This window comes from Prevotella corporis DSM 18810 = JCM 8529 (genome assembly GCF_000430525.1).
Classification (GTDB): Bacteria; Bacteroidota; Bacteroidia; order Bacteroidales; family Bacteroidaceae; genus Prevotella; species Prevotella corporis.
The window spans coordinates 8,961-27,305 of sequence record NZ_KE387158.1 but is presented as its reverse complement, the minus strand read 5'-3'; the positions used below and the strand labels follow the sequence as shown (position 1 = coordinate 27,305).

Sequence of the window (18,345 nt, the reverse complement as noted above, 5' to 3'; positions counted from 1 at the left end):
ATAGAAATGCTCGTTTGTTTAATGTTTTCTTCGTCTAAGATTTACCTTACTTTGTCTTCGGAGTTTACGCTGCCATGCCGCCTCCTTCCAATCATCGTTGCCCGTAGATAGGAAAAAACCATCTGCCATATCCTCGATAAGTTCATCGACAAGGTTGTCGCTGTCCTCCGTATTTGCCTGCAAAGGCTGGACAGTTGTCGATTGATCCAAACGGGCAGCAGGATAGCCATACAGCGTTTTGTCCAAGAACGGGTTGTCCGTTGGATTGGAGAAATACGTATGAAAGACATTGGCAGCATATCCCTTGCCCAATCGGGAGCCGTTGAGCGCAATTCCCTCTTTATCGTCAATAAAGGTAATGCCATAGATACGACCGCTTTCGTTCTTTCGGATAACCACCCGCAAGCCCTGTTCCTCCAATCTTTGCCGAAGTTCTTTCTCCGTATTGGGAGAGGTACGCATTGTTTGTAACACCCTGTACCTTATGATTGATATCAATGGCTTGATAGCTTGTTTCGACTTCTGCATCCTGTTCTGTACGGAAGTATAACCTACGCCACGCCCGATGTCCGAGGCATGGATGGGTGTGCCTGCCTTGTTGCCCTTATCATCTGTTGGAACATAGACTAAGCCGTCATACTTCTTTCCCCGAAACTCCGTTTTTACTTCTTCTACGACAAGGTTATATTTGCTCAGAATCGCGTTCAGTTCACCCAAGGAACAGAAACGATAATGTTTCAGTACCATGCGGAGGACGCTTGCCACCTGCTCTTTGATATTTCCTCTATCAATATCCACCTTGGGCGTTTCTGCTGCATGCTCGCTGACCTTTGAACTAGGAATGAGGTTATACTTTCTTTCCAAGACATCGGTAATCTGCTTGCTCCTTCGCTTTTCAAACCTGTCGTTGATCTTTCGACCATCACCATCTACCCTTAGCGATACGATGTGTATATGCTCACGAGCGATGTCGCTGTGCTTGAACACGATATAGGGCTGCTTGCCATAGCCAAGTGCTTCCATATACTCTTTGGCAATCTGCGTGAGCGTTTCATCAGATAGTTTCTCGTCCGGATGTGGATTGAGCGAGCAATGGAACACCGTTTTCTTCGTTCGGCATTTCTTTGGTATCAGAGCCTCCATATCGGCAAACACCTCTGCCATCGTATAAGTTCCCTCTTTGTTTTGATACAAGCCTTGGGCAAGAAGAATGCTCGCTTCTTCTTTTTCCACCTTTTTGAAGTTATAGCCGAGTGCTCCGCCAAGGTTTTCCGTGGAAGAAATCTTGGCTATCATTTTTTCCGGTAATCAATGGTCAGACTGATGGTCTGCTGCTGTAATTCGATAATCTGTTGGGAGAGTCGCTCCATTTTCTCCAGCATAATTCGGGCGGTTTTCACACCGTGATAGCTGTTCAAAGCCCGTACCGCCTGATTATACAGCACGCCAATCTTATGGATTTGTGCCGTCAGTTCAGAGAGTTTTCTGTAATATTCCACGGCGGATTTATCCACCGTTATCACCTTGAAACTCTCCCCAAGAATGCGACCACGCACGAAATCCGACTTGGTTTCTGCACCCGAACGCTGAAACAAATCTATCGCCCGTCGCTGGTCCTTGGGGTTGGGCAACCGTACATGCCAGTTGTCCCAACGGGGTTTGCCTGACATTTTCCGTTCTGAACCGTATTCTCTTTCTTTATCCATATCCATTTGGTTTCTAATTACGACTTTGGAGTAATCCTTCTCCCCTTCGGGGCAAGGGTCTTTGTGGTACAAACGGTGGTTTGTGTCACAAAGACACACCTTGCCAATATCAAGAGATGATGCAATAGAAGCATCCACCTGTAAGGGTGTCCGCTTCGGATAGTCTACCTCCATGTTTTCTATCTGCCTGCAAAGTTACGGTGGATTTTCAAATATCTCATTATCAATGATATTCACTCTTTTTCCTCGTATTTCCCTGCACTTCATCGCTGTAATAAAATCAGCAGAAATATCATTTATTTTGCAGTCAGAGCGAGCGAACAATGGTATGATGTCACAAGCAAAAGACATATCATATTACCGCCTGCTTGCACCAAAGATGATAAGAAGGAACAATGCATATTCATAACAATTTATTGTCATGACAAACTATTGTCAGTACAACAGATTGTAAGAACTCGAAATCGTTCTTTAGGACTATCGTATGAACCAAATGTAGTCAAAACAAACTGTCTGCTGATAACTCTTAAGAATAAAGGAACATCCAAACATCAAATAGACAAATAATATAAACTAAGAAATTATCATTATGGAGAACAAACAACAACACCCCCTCTTCCTGGGGTTCTCTTCCCAAAAGGGAGGAGTGGGAAAAAGTACTCTTGCCGAAATCGTAAGCAGCATATTGTACTACGAACAAGGCATCAACCTCTTCGTGATGGACTGCGACCTGTCGCAAGACTCTTTCTACAAATTGAGGGAACGTGAGAAAAGTATCGTTCAGGAGAGCGAAGAACTTTCCAAATCCATGCAGGAGTACTTTCATCACCTTGGCAAAAAAGCATACAGAATTTACAAGTCCGCACCCAAGGAAGCCGTCAGGGCTGCACGAAGTAAAATCGACGGAATCAGCAACGAGAAGTACCAGTTGGTTATATTTGATTTCCCGGGACATGCCGGAACAACCGAACTGATGGAACTGTCCCTTCAGATGGACTATATCCTTTCTCCGATTGAAGCCGACATTCAGTCGCTGGTTTCATGTCTGGCATACGCCAAGACTATCACGGAGATTGGAGTTTCGATGTCCGACTCTCGGATAAAGGATATTATCCTGTTCTGGAACAAGGTGGACAGAAGAGTAAGGAACATCATCATCGATGAATATACAAAGCTCATCGACGAATACGAACTCACGCTCCTGCCCGGCTATGTATATGCCACGCACCGCTTCTCTCACGAACTTTCCACATACGGACTGCGCGGAGTGTTCCGCTCTACCTATCAGCCCCCTGCAAGGGGATTACGAATGGGTACAGGGCTGGACGAACTCGTCAATGAGATAATTCAACGTCTCAAACTAAAAACGAAAACAGAAAATGGCAACGATTGAAGAAAGAAAGCAACAGCTGGAAAACAAGCTGAAGAAAATGGCAGAGGACAATGTCGTGGTGAAACCTGTCACGATACCAAACTCCTTCGACCCTTCCGAGGATACTGAGTCCTCCCCAGCAACATCAGGGGAGGAAGACAATAATTTAGAAGAGACGAAAGAAACGAAAACAGCAAAAGAAAAACCGGTAGATGAAATAGAAAGAGAGGAAACGGGGAACACGGAACAGAAACGGGAAAGGAAGCCGAGAATGGAAAAGCCCTGCGTGTCCTCCCTTTCCATAGAGGACTACCGTTCCCTGTACTTTCATCCCGTCCGCTCCCAAATGCGGACAGCCTTCTCCATTAATCTGGAAACGCTGCAGAACCTGCGCAACGTGTTGCAGGACTTGGGGGAGCGTGTTTCCATAGCCGCATATATAGACAACATTCTTAGGGAACACCTGCGTGAACATTTGGAATTGCTCAACAGTGCGGCAGCAAAACAAAGACGCAAGACAACAATAACACTATGATGGAAACAATACTTTTCAGTTTTATACTGATACTCATCATCATTTGGATAATGCTGGGTATCCTGTACTTCTATATGCGGTATGTATCTCCGTATGGCGTCCTTATCAAGAGAAATAAAAAGTGCAATGAGCAGACTAAGGAGAATGAAGCGACGAAGGAAAAAGACGGACAAAAAGGAGAAGGAACAGAAGATCAAGCCGAGTTTGTACTGATTGGCAAAAGCCGTTCCATTTCCCCTGTTATCCCACAAGTTCCCTCTGCTTCTTCATCTGAAAATTCAAAGCAGAATAGTAATAATTTTGTACCGCAAAACTCCGAAAATAAAGATGACATGAAGGAAGAGGATAACGAGATGGAGGTTAGCTATGAGATGGAAAGAGAGGACGAAAACGAGGTTGCTCGCGAGGATCTGAGTCTGCCTATTGAGTCCGCATCTGAAGATGGCGAGGTATCCAGTCAATCTATCCTCGCACGTGACTTAGGTCGCATGAGAAAGTGGCGTAAGAACAGTGATGAGGTAGATGATGTCGAAGTCAAGGAAATTGTCGGTCAACTTAAAGGCACTGACTTTATGGAGAAATACAAGGAGTATGTCGCCAAAATGCAAGGTGAGCAGTCCATCCTGCTAGATAAAATCCGAAGCGCAGAGGAAGGAGAAGAGCAGACAGATGAATTGTCCACTTTCGATGCCTCCAGAAAGAACTCTTCTGACAATCTGATGACGGAAACTGACGATATGGGCGAGCGTCCACTGTCATACTATCTGTAAGACTAATGTTTTTATTCATATTGTAAAGTGATGCGGGGGTGGCTCAAAAGTAAAACAATCTGCCAATATCTGTCATACGATAAAACCGAGCTACCCCTTGTCACTTTCACCAAAATGAAAATAATTTGTTTAACAACTTAAAATAAAAACAGCAATGAACAACAAAAAGAAAATCACAATGCTGCTCCTGATGGCTGCCGCCACCGTAGGAGCTTATGCACAGGGCAATGGAATGGCGGGTATCAATGAAGCCACCAAGATGGTGACCAGTTATTTCGATCCCGGTACGAAACTTATCTATGCCATCGGTGCCGTGGTGGGCTTGATAGGAGGAATAAAAGTCTATAACAAGTTCAGTTCGGGTGACCCCGATACGAGCAAGACCGCAGCCTCTTGGTTCGGTGCATGTATCTTCCTCATCGTGGCTGCCACCATCCTACGTTCTTTCTTCCTGTAACCACTATGGCGAGTTGGGAAATCAACAAAGGTGTAGGTCGGACGGTGGAGTTCAAGGGCTTGAAGGCGCAATACCTATTCCTCTTTGCAGGAGGGTTGCTGGCTGTCTTCATCCTCGTGGTCGTGCTCTATCTCTGCGGAGTGAGCCAGATAGCCTGTCTGGCCATAGGCGTAGTGGGTGCCACCCTCATGGTGTGGCAAACGTTCTCCATGAACCGAAAGTACGGGCAATATGGGCTGATGAAGCAGGGAGCGGTGCATATGCACCCACGCTACCTTGTGAACCGCCGTACGGTCTTCCACCTTATCCGTAATCTTCAACCAAAGAAAGCGAAGAAATGAGAAACAAAAGCAAGATAACTACCTTGGGGTCGAAGTTTCCACTGCTCTCCGTAGAGCAGGGCTGTATGGTGAGCAAAGATGCTGACATCACTGCGGCTTTCCGTGTGGAACTGCCCGAACTCTTTACCGTCACCTCTACAGAATACGAGGCAATGCACTCTGCCTGGCATAAGGCAATCAAGGTGCTACCCAATTACAGCATCGTACACAAGCAGGACTGGTTCATCAAGGAGGACTATCAAGGAAAGCTCTCCGATGGTGGACTGAGCTTCCTTGCCCGTTCCTCTGAAAGGCACTTCAACGAGCGTCCCTATCTACACCACTCGGTCTATCTCTTCCTAACCAAGACGAACAAGCAGCGTATGGCACAGCAGAGCAATTTTTCTTCGCTTTGTCGTGGACATCTGCTGCCCAAGGAAATTACCAACAAGGATGAAGTGATGAAGTTTATGGAAGCCGTAGACCAGTTCGAGCGTATCATCAACGATACCGAGCAGATAAGGATTGTCCGCATGACTGAAGATGAGTTAGTTGGCACAAATGAAAAGGGCGGCCTGCTTGACAGGTATTTCTCTCTTTCAGAAGAGGGACATGCCTCATTGGAGGACATCCGTCTGGGTGCAGACCTTGTGCGTGTGGGCGACAATATGCTCTGCTTACATACATTAAGCGATACAGATGATTTGCCCACAAGTGTGAGTACTGATAGCCGATATGAACGGTTATCCACCGACAGGAGCGACTGCCGTCTTTCCTTTGCCGCTCCCGTGGGTCTGATGTTACCGTGTAACCACATCTATAACCAGTATATCTTCATCGAGGACAGCGATGCCAACTTGGAACGCTTCGAGAAGCAGGCAAGAAATATGCACTCGCTGGCACGCTACAGCCGTAGCAACCAAATCAACGAGGAGTGGATACAGGAGTATCTCAACATCGCCCACTCGCAGGGACTGACCTCCATCCGTGCCCACTTCAACGTATTGGCATGGAGTAACGACAAGGAAGAACTGCGCCAAATCAAGAATGACGTGGGCTCTGCCCTTGCCTTGATGGAATGCCACCCTCGCCACAACACCATTGATGCGGCAACGCTCTATTGGGCGGGCATTCCCGGCAATGCGGCAGACTTTCCTGCAGAAGAGTCATTCTATACTTTTATCGAGCCTGCCCTCTGTTTCTTCACGGCAGAGACGAACTATAAGGACTCGCTCTCTCCCTTTGGTATCAAGATGGCAGACCGCCTTTCGGGTAAGCCCATCCACCTCGACATCTCCGACCTGCCAATGAAGCGCGGCGTGATTACCAACCGTAACAAGTTCATCTTAGGTCCTTCGGGCAGTGGAAAGAGTTTCTTCACCAACCACATGGTACGCCAGTATTACGAGCAAGGGGCACACGTCCTCTTGGTTGATACGGGTAACTCATATCAGGGCTTGTGTGAACTTATCCACCGCAAGACCAAGGGCGAGGACGGGGTGTATTTCACCTATACTGATGCACATCCTATCTCCTTTAATCCTTTCTATACCGATGACAATTTCTTCGACGTGGAGAAAAGGGAGAGTATCTGTACGCTGCTGCTCACGCTTTGGAAAAGTGCTGATGAACATATCACCAAGACAGAAGCGGGCGAACTCGGTTCTGCCGTCAATGCCTATATAGAGTTGATTCGCTCGGACAGGAGCATCACTCCCTGCTTCAATACTTTCTATGAGTATCTGCGGGACGTGTACCGCAAGGATATGGAAAAGCGTGACATCAAAGTAACACTCTCGGACTTCAACATTAACAACCTCTTAACTACATTGAAGCAATACTATCGTGGTGGTCGATATGACTTTCTCTTAAACTCGGATAAGAACATCGACCTGCTAAGTAAACGCTTCATCGTCTTTGAAATTGACCAAGTGAAGGACAACAAAGACCTCTTTCCTGTGGTAACGATTATCATCATGGAAGCCTTTATCAATAAGATGCGCCGATTAAAGGGTATCCGCAAGATGATACTCATTGAGGAAGCATGGAAAGCCATCGCTTCGGCAAACATGGCGGACTACATCAAGTATCTCTACAAGACGGTGAGAAAGTATTTCGGGGAAGCCATTGTCGTGACTCAGGAGGTGGACGATATCATCCAGTCGCCCATTGTCAAGGAGAGCATCATCAATAACTCCGACTGCAAGATACTGCTTGACCAGCGCAAGTACATGACCAAGTTTGACGGTATACAGGCGATGCTCGGTCTTTCGGAAAAGGAAAAGAGCCAGATACTCTCCATCAATCAAAACAATGACCCGAACCGACTCTACAAGGAGGTGTGGATAGGTCTGGGCGGTATGCAGAGTGCTGTCTATGCTACGGAGGTGAGCATGGAGGAATATCTGACCTACACCACGGAGGAAACCGAGAAGGTAGAGGTGATGAACAGGGCAGCACAGCTTGGTGGAGATATCGAAACGGCTATCCGTCAGCTTGCCATAGAGAAAAGAAACAATAAAAAGAAATAAGTAATAAACCATCAAAACTATAGCAACAATGAAAAAGTACATTTTCATGGCTCTCTTAGGATTGAGCCTTTCAGTTCCCAAAGCACACGCACAGTGGACGGTCTATGATCCCGGTAACTTTGCCGGCAACATTGCCAATACGGTCAAGGAGATAGCAACAGCCTCCAAGACAGTAAAGAATACCCTTGACGGATTCAAGGAGGTAGAGAAACTCTACAACGACACAAAGAAGTATTACGATGCCCTCAAGAAAGTGAATAACCTTATTGGCGATGCCTATAAGGTTAAGGAGTGTATTCTGATGGTGGGCGACATCTCTGAGATCTATGTCACTTCCTACAAAAAGATGCTCTCAGACAGGAACTTCCGCCCGACAGAACTCGCTGCGATGGCTTCGGGCTACACCAAGCTGCTCGAACAGAGCGGTGAGAGCCTGAAGGAACTCAAGTCCATCGTCAAGAGTAATGTCTTCTCCATGAACGACCACGAGCGCATGCAGCAGATAGACCGTATCTATACCACACTACGCGAGTACCGCTCCTTGGTGTCGTACTATACAAGGAAGAATATCTCCGTGAGTTACGTTCGTGCAAGGGAGAAGAACAACCTTGCCTCTGTCAAGGCACTCTACGGCAACACGGCAAGCAGGTACTGGTAATTCCACAGACTAAATAAAACTTGAAAAAACTTTCATAAAAAACTTTTGCTTATGGATTTTGCCAGTTTACATGAGCTGCTACGCTCAACCTATGACGAGATGATGCCGCTCTGTGCCCAGATGACGGGCATTGCCAAAGGTATTGCAGGCTTGGGGTCGCTCTTCTATATTGCCCTTCGGGTGTGGGCTTCCATTGCCCGTGCCGAGGCAATCGATGTGTTTCCGCTTCTCCGTCCCTTCGTGCTGGGCTTTTGTATCATGTTCTTTCCGACAGTCGTACTCGGTACGATGAACGCCGTACTCTCACCTGTGGTGCAAGGAACGGAGATGATGGTACACCAGCAGGAAGGCAATTTGGCGGAACTGACCGCAAAAAGAGATAAGCTGCAGGAGGAAGCCTACCTTAGGAATCCTGAAACGGCTTATTTGGTTTCCAACGAAAAGTTCGACCAGAAGATAGAGGAAATGGGCATCATCGGTCCGGAAGATGCCGTGACAATTGCGGGGATGTATGCCGAGCGTGCCGCCTATCAGACCAAGCAATGGTTCATGAAACTTGTTCACGACTTTTTGGAATTGCTGTTCCATGCTTCGGGACTCATCATCGACACGCTTCGCACCTTTATTCTGATTGTCCTTTCGATACTCGGACCTATCGTGTTCGGCATAGCCGTATGGGATGGTCTAGCAGGCTCACTTACGGCATGGTTCTCACGCTATATCTCTGTCTACCTGTGGCTGCCTGTCAGCTCTATTCTTACGGCTCTGCTCACCAAGATACAAGTCCTCATGATGCAGAAGGACATCGAGGCACTCAGTGACCCTAATTATCTGCCTGATTCGGGAACGTGGTATTACATCGTCTTCTTCCTTATCGGTATTGTAGGCTACTTCTGTGTACCTACTGTGGCAGGTTGGATTATTGAAGCTGGAGGCGGTATCGGCTCCTACGGACGCAATGTCAACCAGACTGCACAGCGTGGCGCTCAAGGTGCATATACCGGCGGCAAGGCTGCCATGGCAGGCGCAGGTGCCGCTGTGGGAAATGTCGGTGGACGCATCAAGGGAGCGCTGCTTAAAGGAAAATAGAAATGGAGCAACAATACTTAATTAATCAACAGCTATAAAAGGAAAAAGAAATGGAATTCAAATCACTCAACAATATCGAGACCTCATTCAGACAGATAAGGCTCTATGCCTTTGTCTTTGCCATTGTCTGCGTGGTGGTGAGCGGATATGCCCTCTATGCCTCGTACAGCTTCGCCAAGGAGCAGCGGGAGAAAATCTATGTACTTGATCAGGGAAAGTCGCTCATGCTTGCCCTTAGTCAGGATGCAAGCCGAAATCGACCGGTTGAAGCTCGTGAGCATGTACGTCGCTTCCATGAACTGTTCTTCACCATTGCGCCTGACAAGGATGCTATTGAGAAGAATATGGAACGTGCCTTCGTACTGTGTGACAAGTCGGCTTTCAACTATTACAAGGACTTGGCAGAGAAGGGGTATTATAACCGTGCCATATCGGGTAATGTCAATCAGCGCATAGAGGTGGATTCTATCCACTGCAACTTTAATACTTACCCTTATGCGGTAATGACCTATGCACGGGAGTTTATCGTCCGTCAGAGTAATGTTACAGAGCGCAGTCTTGTTACGACCTGCACGCTGCAGAACTCAGTCCGTTCGGACAACAACCCGCAAGGCTTCCTGATGGAGAACTTCCTCGTCAAGGAGAACAGAGACATACAGACTTATAAACGATAAGGCTATGGCAAGAAAAGTAAACTATTTGCTCGCTCACCATTATCTGAGATTTCACCTTTGGCTCCGTCATTGGTGTGAAAGGCTCACGATAAGGCAGCGCAAGGCTATCGTCTATGGACTGAGTTTTATCTATCTCATCTGTTCCCTTTGGATGATAGCGCAGTTTTTCTTTCCTCCAAAGAAGGAAAAACTACCCATCCCCACGGGAAAGCTGACGGACAGTCCGATACGGACAGACAGCAATTTACAAGAGTTACACGGCAATTTTTACCTACAACATCATCAAACAATCAAAGAAAATGGATAATAAACAGAAAGAACAAATGAAAAAAGGCTTGGTCTTTGGAGGTCTGGGACTGCTGTTTGCCCTTTCAATGTGGTTTATCTTCGCACCTTCGGGCAAGGATAAGACCGCTGCGGAGCAGGGGCTCAATGACAGCATCCCGCAGGCAACGACAGAAAAGCTCACCGAAAACAAGCTCAAAGCCTACGAATTAGGCGACAAGGCACACGAGGAAGAACAGTCCCGCGAGGAGATGGGCAAGCTGTCGGACTATTTCGCACAGAACACAGCCCCATCAGAGGAGCAGCGTGCAGAGACAGCTGCTTCTACGGCAAAGATAGAAAACTCCATGCATCGTTATGAGGAGAATAATCGCCTTTTGAACTCCTTTTACACTCCCGATCCGCACGAGCAAGAGCGTGAAGCCTTGCGCTCGGAGATAGATAACCTCAAAAAAGAGCTATCCCAAAAGGAAAGCAGGGAGGACAATGAAGAGAAACGGCAGCTTGCCTTGATGGAAAAGAGCTATCAGATGGCAGCAAAGTATCTACCCAAGACATCATCTGTGCCACCGTCATTGAGTAATGCCTTTACGGAAAGCAAAGGAAACACCACTTCTACCACCGATATGGGTGTGACCAAAGGGCAGGCTGCGCAAGTTGGTACACCGTCAATGGAGGTCTTGGCGGAGCGCAAACAGGTGGTGACTTCACTCGGTCAGCCGATGAGCGATGCGGATTTCATCAAGGAATACGGGACGAAAGCACGCAACATGGGCTTCCATTCGCTCACCAGCACAGCCACTCCCACGATGCGCAACACGCTCAAAGTGGTAGTGGACAGAACGACCACGCTCAAGGAGGGCGACAATGTGGTGCTTCGCCTGCTGGAAACTGCCAAGGTTCAGGGACTGCGTATTCCAAGGCAGAGCCGGCTGATTGCATCTGCCAAGATTGAGGGCAACCGTATGCACCTGCTCATTAAGAGTATTGAGGTTGGAGGGCATATCATAGCCGTCAAGCTCTCAGCATACGATATAGACGGACAGGAGGGGGTGTATATACCAGGTTCGGAGGACATCAATGCGCTTAAGGAAGTCGGGGCGAACATCGGTGGTTCAATGGGAACCTCCTTTACCTTCGCTTCCTCTGCCAAGGACCAGATTATCTCCGAGGCTGCCCGTGGGGTGATGCAGGGTGCAAGTCAGCTGCTTCAGAAGAAACTGCGCACTATCAAGGTAACGCTCAAAGGGGGCTATCGCCTTTTCCTGGTTCAGTCCAAATAAAACAATCGAAAATGATAAGTAAAAAATAACATCAAATAAAAAAGGAACAATGAAGAAAATTATTTTATCAATGGCTATGCTTGCCATGGTGGGAGCAACAGCCACAGCACAGGAAAACAATGATGGTTTGACACCAAACCGTCCGCTTACTTCGGGCGAACTCTTTCAAGGGATGAGCCGTGCCATTCCTAATGGGCGTGTCGTCTTGCCCTACGGCTTGGGCGTTACCTTCGACAAGACCGTGCATCTTATATTCCCTTCTACTATTCGTTATGTAGACTTAGGTTCGCAGAATATCATTGCAGGGAAAGCGGAGGATGCTGAGAACGTGTTGCGTGTAAAGGCTTCGGTGAAGGGCTTTGAAACGGAGACCAATATGAGTGTTATCTGTGAGGACGGCTCTTTCTATGCTTTTAACGTGAAGTATGCCGATGAACCAGAGAAACTCAGCATAGAGATGAAGGATTTTCTTTCTACGACAGAAGGCAGGCTGCCAAGCAACCGCTCTGACATTTATTTTAAGGAACTCGGCAATGAGTCGCCTATATTAGTCAAACTGATGATGCAGACTATCTATCAGAATGACAGAGGCTGCATTAAGCATATCGGTGCGCAGCAGTTTGGTATGAAATTCCTGCTTCGTGGCTTGTATGCCCATAATGGCTTGCTGTATTTCCACACCCGAATGGAAAATGGCACGAATATGCCGTACTCGGTGGACTTCATCACCTTCAAGGTGGTTGATAAGAAGATGGCAAAGCGTACCGCCATTCAGGAGCAAGTACTTCAGCCCTTGCGTGCTTATCATCAGGTGATGCAGGTGAAAGGACAAAGCCACGAGCATTCCGTGTTCGTATTGGAGCAGTTTGCCCTCTCGGAGGAAAAACAACTGGAGGTAACAATCTACGAGCGAAACGGCGGACGCACACTGGCCTTTTATGTCGGGCAGGAAGACTTGCAGCTGGCAAAGAAGATTGACAACCTCAAACTCAAATGGTAGGTTTTATGAAGAAGAAACTTATTTTATCGGCTTGCGTGGCGGTGGCAATGGCTTTCAGTCTGCCATCGCAGGCACAGCGACTTATCCCCAAGCAAAGGGGAATAGAGGTCGTAGGGAGTGTTCCGCTTATCAAAGGAGAAAAGTTCTTTGGCAAGGATAACTTCGGTCTTGGCATATCACTTACCCGTTATTTGAAGCGTGAGAACTATACTTTTGTCTTGGCAGAGTATGAACAGCAGAATGTGCCGTACAGGAGTTATAACGTAAACCTCAAGGATGCGCTTTTGCAGGTAGGCTATATGCACCAGATACTCTCCGACAATGGCAAGAACGTGTTCCTCTATGGTGGCATATCCGCATTAGGTGGTTATGAAGAAATCAACGAGGATCAAAAGCTGCTGCCCGATGGGGCTACGTTGCTCGACCGCTCATGCTTTGTCTATGGCGGAGCCGTTCACGGCTCGGTGGAGGTGTTCCTTACGGACAGGCTTCTGTTTCTTGTCAAGGCACAAGGGCGGTTCCTCTTTGGAACGGACGTGCATCGTTTCCGTCCTGCGCTATCAGCAGGACTTAGGTTTAATATTTAATAGAAAAGAAACATGAAAAAGAAGATATTAAGTTCGATATGGGTAATGGGCGTACTTGCCCTTGCCGTGTTTTGTCTATCTGCTTGTGATAGGGAGCTGGATGTTCAGCAGTCTTATCCGTTCACTGTCGAGACGATGCCCGTTCAGAAGGACATTGTCAAGGGACAGACGGCAGAGATACGCTGCACGCTCAAGCGAGGGGGCGATTTTGCTGACACACGCTACACCATCCGATACTTCCAGCCCGACGGCAAGGGAACACTGAAAATGGACGATAGAACGGTATTCAAGCCCAACGACCGCTATCCGCTCACAAAGGACGTGTTCCGTCTGTACTACACCTCGCTCTCCACCGACCGCCAGACGATTGACGTGTACGTGGAGGACAGTTTCGGTAAGATGCAGCAACTGACTTTCAGTTTCAACAACGAAAAGGCGGAGGAAAAGGGAAAGACCACCGCAGTAGTAACCAGAGCCTTGAACGATGCGAACAGCTAAACGCTTTGCTTTATTCTGTATAATGTGCTTGCTCTGCCAGCCGATCCTTGCCCAGCGCAGGGTACGGTTGGCAGACTTACCTCCTTTTGAGCGCGCCGTGGTGGTCGTGAAATACTTTGAGGGACTACACGGAAAGGGTTGCTATCCGTATGTGGGATATGGGCATCAACTCCTGCCGGGCGAACACTTTACGGCAGCGATGACGGAACGACAGGCAGACTCTCTGCTTCGGACAGATCTGATGAAGCGTCTGATGATGTTCAAGGACTACGGAAAGGATGCCCTGCTGCTTGCCGTCCTGTCCTATAATGTCGGAGTGGGCAGATTGCTGGGATACGGCAAACATGCTAAGAGCCAATTGCTGCGGAAGATAGAATCGGGCGACAGGAATTTCTACCGTGAATTTGTCTCTTTCTGCCGATACAAAGGCAAAGTCCTCAGAGGTCTCGTCAAACGACGAAAAGTGGAGTTTGCCTTGTTTTATATACCCTGATTATCAAATACGCCTCTTGCGACATTTTTATGCTTCGTAAGAGGCGTTTTCTTACCATTTCCTTCGCCTTTCTTGTTATGAATGAGTAACTTTGTGACGGATTAAACAATGTACAATTTATGAGACAGAAAGTTTTATTTATCTTATTAAATGAATACACAGACTGGGAAGGAGCATTTCTCTCAACGGCTCTTCATGTGGGCGTGATACCGGGCAGTGACGTGAAGTACGAAGTGCATACTGTTGCCCCGACATCAGACGCTGTCCGTTCCATCGGAGGTTTCAGAACCTTGCCCGATTATTCTTTCGAGAATATGCCGAAAGATTATGCCGCTTTAGTGCTTATCGGTGGCAACCATTGGGGCTCACCTGAAGCAGAACTTGTCGTACCATTGGTACAGGAGGCTTTAGATAAAGGTAAAATCATCGGGGCGATATGCAACGGTGCTTCATTCCTCTGTTCACACGGTTTCCTGAACAATGTAAAGCATACAGGCAATGGTCTTGACCAACTCAAAAAATGGGGCGGTGAGAAATATACGAATGAAGCAGGATATGTGGAAGCACAAGCCGTTAGTGACAAGAATATTGTTACGGCAAATGGTGTAGGACATTTGGAATTCACTCGTGAGATGCTTTTATTGCTGAAAGCCAACAGTCCCGAACAGATAGATGCTTGGTACGATTTCTACAAAAATAGTTTCGTGAGATAATAAATAATTTCATATGGAAAAGAACTGGGAGAAGAACTTATCCGTATATATCGAAAGAACGATTAGTCCTGATGGCAGAGACACGTTTGAGTCCACACAGGCATTGAGCGAACGGATGTTTGAATTTGCGACAGTCAAGAAAGGGAACAAGGTGATGGATTTGGGATGCGGTTGGGGAAAATCCCTGCAACCATTCGTACCTCATTTTCTATTCGCTCTCGGAACAGATACGAGCCAAGAGAATATTGCACAGGCAAAGGATGCTTATAAGCACTATGATAATGTTTCGTTTCAGTGTGGTAACATTCAGAATTTGGAACTGTCAGCGGAAAGCGTGGATTTAATCATCTCCTCGCTTGTTCTGCACCAAGTGGAATGGAACGAGCAGGAAAGACTGTTTGAAGCTGTGAAGCAAGTGCTGAAAGCAGATGGCGAAATGATAATGGCAGATGAAATCATCTTGTTCAATCCGGACGTATCTCCCGAAAAGTTCAATGAAGTCTATCGCTATCTGTTGGAATATACCACCCCGAAAGAAGTGTATGAAAATCATATCAAGCCATATCTGCAAGAGGGACATGTCTATACTTGGCAGGACATGAAAGAGAATACGCCTCCTGAATATTGGTTCCACTCCATCGAAGATTTGAAAACGACATTGAGAAAAGTACATTTGAAACTTGTGGACATTCAAGAGATAACTCCATTCTTCGGTCTGCTGAAAATCAAACATCAATAACTTGAAAGAATGAAACCGAGAAAGATATACGCCTGTTGGATTTATGTAAGTGATTTGCAGAAGTCAAAGTGTTTTTATCAGGATATAGGCTTTGAGGTCAAACTGACAGATGGAGATTGGATAGAGTTTGATTTAGGTGAAACATCATTTGCCATTCTTCAAAGACCGGCACACAAAGGTAATGTAGTTGCAAGCAAAACAAGAATTATGTTTGAGACTGACCATATAGAGTTGGTGTATGAAGAGTTAAAAGAGAAAAAAGTAAAAATGATTGGAGAAATAAGAGCAGAGCCTTACGGAAAATTGCTGACCTTTCAAGATCCTGACGGACATTGGCTGGAATTTTATCAAAGAATTTCTTGTGATGATTAAGAGAACTATGAGTTTTTGATTTTGGCTTTTTGTTACTTTTGAGCCGTTTCAACTCACTGTCAAAAGTAACGAAATGTTTTTCATCGGGGTTTCTTTGCTCCTTTCTTTGTCCGCTCGAAGCTCACGAAAGAAAGGAGCGGTCGGCAAATCTGCCGACCGCATTATTCCGTCTGTTCTTCTTGAATGGTTATCCGTCCCATCCTTACTTCGGGGTGCGTGGAGAAAGCCCAATTGATTTCCTCATCGGGAAGGGTGCTGTGAACATTTCCGCCCATCACCAATCCGCAATCCCGAATGACCTTTTGTCGTGCTTCTTCTCTGCTCTCGGCAACCACCTCAAAAACTCCCTCGAAGATGTATTGTGTCCGTACTCTGTAAACTTTCTTCTTCATAATCTTAAAATTCAACTTTTAATAATCTATATTCCTTTGGCTCTCCATTTGACAATCTGCGGTGTTTGAGCCAAAAGTGATGCGCACCATAACCATAGGCAAAGAACTTGTCAAGTTCTGTTTCTTCGGCTATTTGGTTGATAGCCGACCTTAACTCCTCTTTGTTGTCGGATAGGGTTATCGCATTGATAACCCGGACAAGAATGGGAGGTATCTCATCCGACCAATTAAAAATGACGTTCTCTATCTCTGTTTTCATATCTCTGATAATTTAATGATTTATACTTTATACTTTATGCCGTTGCCTTCATTCGTTGGCTGATTAGCCTGCGGTTGGCATTGACAAGGTTCACTATCTGTTCGTGATACTCCGTATTCTTGTTGCACACTCCACGACTTTGCACCACCTCAAATGATTTCAGTGATACCTCTATTGTTTCTATCCGCTTGCCCTCAATGGTAGCCGATAGGATTAGTGAGTCCTCTTTAAGATAATATTCGTTGGAAAATACGCAATGGTGCATGGTTACTCCCTCCTCTAAATGTTCCTGCACGCTCTCCAATACGTGGACTTGGATTGTGCCGTCGGTAAAATGGATACCGAAGAATTTGGATTTGAGTTCCTTGAAACGTTTTTCGTCTTCCATTGCCTTCTGCTGTTTTTGGGCTATCTCTTCCCTTTCCCTTTGTCTATTGAGTTCCTCCTGTCTGCGGTCGTGTTCGGCTTTGAGGTTGGTGGGGCAAAGAAACTTCGGGCTGTGTATGTCCTTATTCAATCTGCGGAGCATATCCACATAGTCGCACCAAAGGGAAATATCCGTTATATCGTAGCCGTTACGAACTGCAATTTTATAAGACTGCCAATACTCGTCAAGCACTCTTCTTTTGCCAAGAAAATAGCTTAGGTGGTCTGTACGTCCCGACTTCATCAATGTTTCGGCACGGCTGTCAGAAAGCAAGGCAGGAATGAGTGTTGTCGGGGGGATATTGTGAAAATTATCCTTGAAACCATTTCTGCGGAGTGTGTCTGATACCTTGAACTTCGGATATATCTGCGAATAGGCTACATATCTGTAGGCTTCGTTGTCATTGCGGATTGCCATAGGTGCGCAATAGGAAAATGTATCAACATATCTACCCAATACTCTCTGAACGGCAACAATCGTCTTTCGTCCTTGTGCGTTCCACCAATACTGACCGATTTCAAGTGCGTAGTACTCTGCCTTGCAACCTTTCTCCATTTCAGCCACGAGGAGGAACATCCGCAACACTTGGTATTCTCCGCAAGCGGTGAGTGTCGTGAAATAGTGCTTCTGCTGCAATTTCCTTTGGAATGTTTCCTTGACCTGCAACTTAGCCCTGCAATGAGGGCAAGTGCAAGTTTTTCTATGTTTGTTCAGTGTCCAACTATGCCCACAATCCATACAAGTGGTGCGACCTTTTGGCAAGCGGTAGGCGAAGTGGTCAATACACTCACGGAATGCCCACTTAATCTGTATCTTGGTTATTGGGCGAAGATGCTTGCTTTGTTCCAAAACAGCCTTTTCAAATTTGTTTCTCGGTTTCATAGGCTTAAAAATCAAATAGTGACGGTTGTACTTGGGTTGCTGCGTTCTCGGTCTTTTTCACTCGTGCGTTACGGCTCTGTATCTTGGCAAGTTCCTCACGCTGATATTGCTTAATGGCTTCCTGCTTTGCTTCGGCTTTTTCTTCCTCCGTGAGTTCCACCATGTGATTAACCATTACTTGGCAATTGGTAGGCTTGCCAATCTCTAAATTGTCCTCATCATAGTAGTGAACAGCCATAGAGAAGATTTCATCATCATCAAAGCCGTTGCAACCGCTTTTCTGCACTTCATTAAGAATGTAGG

24 protein-coding genes are annotated in these 18,345 nt (G+C 46.5%); 18 read left to right on the top strand and 6 right to left on the bottom strand.

The features are described from left to right. Positions 1-18: 18 nt before the first annotated feature. Together mobB and H515_RS0112080 are read right to left on the bottom strand one after the other, a co-directional pair. Positions 19-1,296 (bottom strand): conjugal transfer protein MobB, encoded by a 1,278-nt coding sequence (gene mobB, locus H515_RS0112085; protein ID WP_028902011.1) that lies wholly within the window; start codon positions 1,294-1,296, stop codon positions 19-21. Beyond that, positions 1,293-1,706, bottom strand: a complete 414-nt coding sequence (locus H515_RS0112080) for a plasmid mobilization protein (protein ID WP_025877523.1) — start codon at positions 1,704-1,706, stop codon at positions 1,293-1,295. Before H515_RS0112080 ends, mobB begins: the two co-directional genes overlap by 4 nt. A gap of 589 nt (positions 1,707-2,295) precedes the next feature. Here H515_RS0112080 and H515_RS0112075 point away from each other — a divergent pair. The 18 genes from H515_RS0112075 to H515_RS0111990 all read left to right on the top strand — a co-directional run bounded on the left by H515_RS0112075 (position 2,296) and on the right by H515_RS0111990 (position 16,082). Continuing rightward, the gene (locus H515_RS0112075; protein ID WP_025876768.1) at positions 2,296-3,099 is read left to right on the top strand and encodes a division plane positioning ATPase MipZ; all 804 of its coding nucleotides are present in this window, start codon (positions 2,296-2,298) and stop codon (positions 3,097-3,099) included. Continuing rightward, on the top strand, positions 3,086-3,613 hold the full coding sequence (locus tag H515_RS0112070; protein ID WP_028902010.1) for a DUF3408 domain-containing protein: 528 nt from the start codon (positions 3,086-3,088) through the stop codon (positions 3,611-3,613). The genes H515_RS0112075 and H515_RS0112070 overlap by 14 nt, the downstream gene beginning before the upstream one ends. After that, positions 3,610-4,383: a hypothetical protein gene (locus H515_RS0112065; RefSeq protein WP_028902009.1), complete on the top strand. Its 774-nt coding sequence runs from the start codon at positions 3,610-3,612 to the stop codon at positions 4,381-4,383. Before H515_RS0112070 ends, H515_RS0112065 begins: the two co-directional genes overlap by 4 nt. Before the next feature lie 154 nt (positions 4,384-4,537). After that, positions 4,538-4,840, top strand: coding sequence for a DUF4134 domain-containing protein (locus H515_RS0112060; protein WP_004354999.1), 303 nt, complete (start codon positions 4,538-4,540; stop codon positions 4,838-4,840). 5 nt (positions 4,841-4,845) lie between these two features. After that, entirely contained in the window at positions 4,846-5,181 is a 336-nt protein-coding gene (locus H515_RS0112055) for a DUF4133 domain-containing protein (RefSeq protein WP_025878015.1), read from the top strand. Next, the gene (locus H515_RS0112050) at positions 5,178-7,691 is read left to right on the top strand and encodes a TraG family conjugative transposon ATPase (RefSeq protein WP_028902008.1); all 2,514 of its coding nucleotides are present in this window, start codon (positions 5,178-5,180) and stop codon (positions 7,689-7,691) included. Before H515_RS0112055 ends, H515_RS0112050 begins: the two co-directional genes overlap by 4 nt. A gap of 28 nt (positions 7,692-7,719) precedes the next feature. Continuing rightward, complete coding sequence (locus H515_RS0112045) at positions 7,720-8,349, top strand: DUF4141 domain-containing protein (protein ID WP_025878016.1); 630 nt, start codon at positions 7,720-7,722, stop codon at positions 8,347-8,349. A 51-nt stretch (positions 8,350-8,400) separates the two neighbouring features. Continuing rightward, positions 8,401-9,438, top strand: coding sequence for a conjugative transposon protein TraJ (gene traJ, locus H515_RS0112040; protein ID WP_025878017.1), 1,038 nt, complete (start codon positions 8,401-8,403; stop codon positions 9,436-9,438). Positions 9,439-9,488: 50 nt separating this feature from the next. Then, positions 9,489-10,112 carry a conjugative transposon protein TraK gene (traK, locus tag H515_RS0112035; RefSeq protein ID WP_025878018.1) on the top strand — a complete coding sequence of 208 codons (624 nt, stop codon included), beginning with the start codon at positions 9,489-9,491 and terminating at the stop codon, positions 10,110-10,112. A 4-nt stretch (positions 10,113-10,116) separates the two neighbouring features. Beyond that, a complete protein-coding gene (locus H515_RS0112030) occupies positions 10,117-10,419 on the top strand; it encodes a hypothetical protein (protein WP_025878019.1) in 303 nt (100 codons plus the stop codon). After that, positions 10,412-11,680 (top strand): conjugative transposon protein TraM, encoded by a 1,269-nt coding sequence (gene traM, locus H515_RS0112025; protein WP_028902007.1) that lies wholly within the window; start codon positions 10,412-10,414, stop codon positions 11,678-11,680. The genes H515_RS0112030 and traM overlap by 8 nt, the downstream gene beginning before the upstream one ends. 49 nt (positions 11,681-11,729) lie before the next feature. Beyond that, positions 11,730-12,680, top strand: a complete 951-nt coding sequence (gene traN, locus H515_RS0112020; RefSeq protein WP_028902006.1) for a conjugative transposon protein TraN — start codon at positions 11,730-11,732, stop codon at positions 12,678-12,680. Then, positions 12,674-13,267 (top strand): conjugal transfer protein TraO, encoded by a 594-nt coding sequence (locus tag H515_RS0112015; protein WP_025064847.1) that lies wholly within the window; start codon positions 12,674-12,676, stop codon positions 13,265-13,267. Before traN ends, H515_RS0112015 begins: the two co-directional genes overlap by 7 nt. Positions 13,268-13,279: 12 nt before the next feature. After that, positions 13,280-13,765 carry a DUF3872 domain-containing protein gene (locus H515_RS0112010; protein ID WP_025064846.1) on the top strand — a complete coding sequence of 162 codons (486 nt, stop codon included), beginning with the start codon at positions 13,280-13,282 and terminating at the stop codon, positions 13,763-13,765. After that, on the top strand, positions 13,752-14,258 hold the full coding sequence (locus H515_RS0112005; protein WP_025064845.1) for a glycoside hydrolase family protein: 507 nt from the start codon (positions 13,752-13,754) through the stop codon (positions 14,256-14,258). Before H515_RS0112010 ends, H515_RS0112005 begins: the two co-directional genes overlap by 14 nt. A 119-nt stretch (positions 14,259-14,377) precedes the next feature. Further along, on the top strand, positions 14,378-14,971 hold the full coding sequence (locus tag H515_RS0112000) for a type 1 glutamine amidotransferase family protein (protein WP_021668740.1): 594 nt from the start codon (positions 14,378-14,380) through the stop codon (positions 14,969-14,971). Positions 14,972-14,984: 13 nt separating this feature from the next. Further along, complete coding sequence (locus H515_RS0111995; protein WP_021668741.1) at positions 14,985-15,710, top strand: class I SAM-dependent methyltransferase; 726 nt, start codon at positions 14,985-14,987, stop codon at positions 15,708-15,710. Positions 15,711-15,719: 9 nt separating this feature from the next. After that, a complete protein-coding gene (locus H515_RS0111990) occupies positions 15,720-16,082 on the top strand; it encodes a VOC family protein (RefSeq protein ID WP_021668742.1) in 363 nt (120 codons plus the stop codon). A 161-nt stretch (positions 16,083-16,243) separates the two neighbouring features. On the opposite strand, the gene H515_RS0111985 is transcribed toward H515_RS0111990, so the two are convergent. The 4 genes from H515_RS0111985 to H515_RS13625 all read right to left on the bottom strand — a co-directional run. Continuing rightward, complete coding sequence (locus tag H515_RS0111985) at positions 16,244-16,474, bottom strand: hypothetical protein (protein WP_025064844.1); 231 nt, start codon at positions 16,472-16,474, stop codon at positions 16,244-16,246. Positions 16,475-16,478: 4 nt separating this feature from the next. Beyond that, positions 16,479-16,733: a hypothetical protein gene (locus H515_RS0111980; protein ID WP_021668384.1), complete on the bottom strand. Its 255-nt coding sequence runs from the start codon at positions 16,731-16,733 to the stop codon at positions 16,479-16,481. Positions 16,734-16,767: 34 nt separating this feature from the next. Then, positions 16,768-18,042, bottom strand: a complete 1,275-nt coding sequence (locus H515_RS0111975) for a PcfJ domain-containing protein (RefSeq protein ID WP_028902005.1) — start codon at positions 18,040-18,042, stop codon at positions 16,768-16,770. A gap of 4 nt (positions 18,043-18,046) precedes the next feature. Then, a partial coding sequence (locus H515_RS13625; RefSeq protein ID WP_036891959.1) for a PcfK-like family protein occupies positions 18,047-18,345 on the bottom strand: 299 nt, incomplete at its 5' end.

Bases quoted from the DNA above. Each gene is read 5' to 3' on its own strand.
- H515_RS0112030 (WP_025878019.1), top strand. From the start codon at position 10,117: ATGGCAAGAAAAGTAAACTATTTGCTCGCTCACCATTATCTGAGATTT.
- H515_RS0112015 (WP_025064847.1), top strand. From the start codon at position 12,674: ATGGTAGGTTTTATGAAGAAGAAACTTATTTTATCGGCTTGCGTGGCG.
- H515_RS0112080 (WP_025877523.1), bottom strand. From the start codon at position 1,706: ATGGATAAAGAAAGAGAATACGGTTCAGAACGGAAAATGTCAGGCAAA.
- H515_RS0112005 (WP_025064845.1), top strand. From the start codon at position 13,752: ATGCGAACAGCTAAACGCTTTGCTTTATTCTGTATAATGTGCTTGCTC.
- traN (WP_028902006.1), top strand. From the start codon at position 11,730: ATGAAGAAAATTATTTTATCAATGGCTATGCTTGCCATGGTGGGAGCA.
- H515_RS0112065 (WP_028902009.1), top strand. From the start codon at position 3,610: ATGATGGAAACAATACTTTTCAGTTTTATACTGATACTCATCATCATT.
- H515_RS0111995 (WP_021668741.1), top strand. From the start codon at position 14,985: ATGGAAAAGAACTGGGAGAAGAACTTATCCGTATATATCGAAAGAACG.
- H515_RS0111985 (WP_025064844.1), bottom strand. From the start codon at position 16,474: ATGAAGAAGAAAGTTTACAGAGTACGGACACAATACATCTTCGAGGGA.
- H515_RS0112055 (WP_025878015.1), top strand. From the start codon at position 4,846: ATGGCGAGTTGGGAAATCAACAAAGGTGTAGGTCGGACGGTGGAGTTC.
- traK (WP_025878018.1), top strand. From the start codon at position 9,489: ATGGAATTCAAATCACTCAACAATATCGAGACCTCATTCAGACAGATA.
- H515_RS0111990 (WP_021668742.1), top strand. From the start codon at position 15,720: ATGAAACCGAGAAAGATATACGCCTGTTGGATTTATGTAAGTGATTTG.
- H515_RS0111975 (WP_028902005.1), bottom strand. From the start codon at position 18,042: ATGAAACCGAGAAACAAATTTGAAAAGGCTGTTTTGGAACAAAGCAAG.
- H515_RS0112075 (WP_025876768.1), top strand. From the start codon at position 2,296: ATGGAGAACAAACAACAACACCCCCTCTTCCTGGGGTTCTCTTCCCAA.
- H515_RS0112000 (WP_021668740.1), top strand. From the start codon at position 14,378: ATGAGACAGAAAGTTTTATTTATCTTATTAAATGAATACACAGACTGG.
- H515_RS0112010 (WP_025064846.1), top strand. From the start codon at position 13,280: ATGAAAAAGAAGATATTAAGTTCGATATGGGTAATGGGCGTACTTGCC.
- H515_RS0112045 (WP_025878016.1), top strand. From the start codon at position 7,720: ATGAAAAAGTACATTTTCATGGCTCTCTTAGGATTGAGCCTTTCAGTT.
- traM (WP_028902007.1), top strand. From the start codon at position 10,412: ATGGATAATAAACAGAAAGAACAAATGAAAAAAGGCTTGGTCTTTGGA.
- H515_RS0112070 (WP_028902010.1), top strand. From the start codon at position 3,086: ATGGCAACGATTGAAGAAAGAAAGCAACAGCTGGAAAACAAGCTGAAG.
- H515_RS0112050 (WP_028902008.1), top strand. From the start codon at position 5,178: ATGAGAAACAAAAGCAAGATAACTACCTTGGGGTCGAAGTTTCCACTG.
- H515_RS0111980 (WP_021668384.1), bottom strand. From the start codon at position 16,733: ATGAAAACAGAGATAGAGAACGTCATTTTTAATTGGTCGGATGAGATA.
- mobB (WP_028902011.1), bottom strand. From the start codon at position 1,296: ATGATAGCCAAGATTTCTTCCACGGAAAACCTTGGCGGAGCACTCGGC.
- H515_RS0112060 (WP_004354999.1), top strand. From the start codon at position 4,538: ATGAACAACAAAAAGAAAATCACAATGCTGCTCCTGATGGCTGCCGCC.
- traJ (WP_025878017.1), top strand. From the start codon at position 8,401: ATGGATTTTGCCAGTTTACATGAGCTGCTACGCTCAACCTATGACGAG.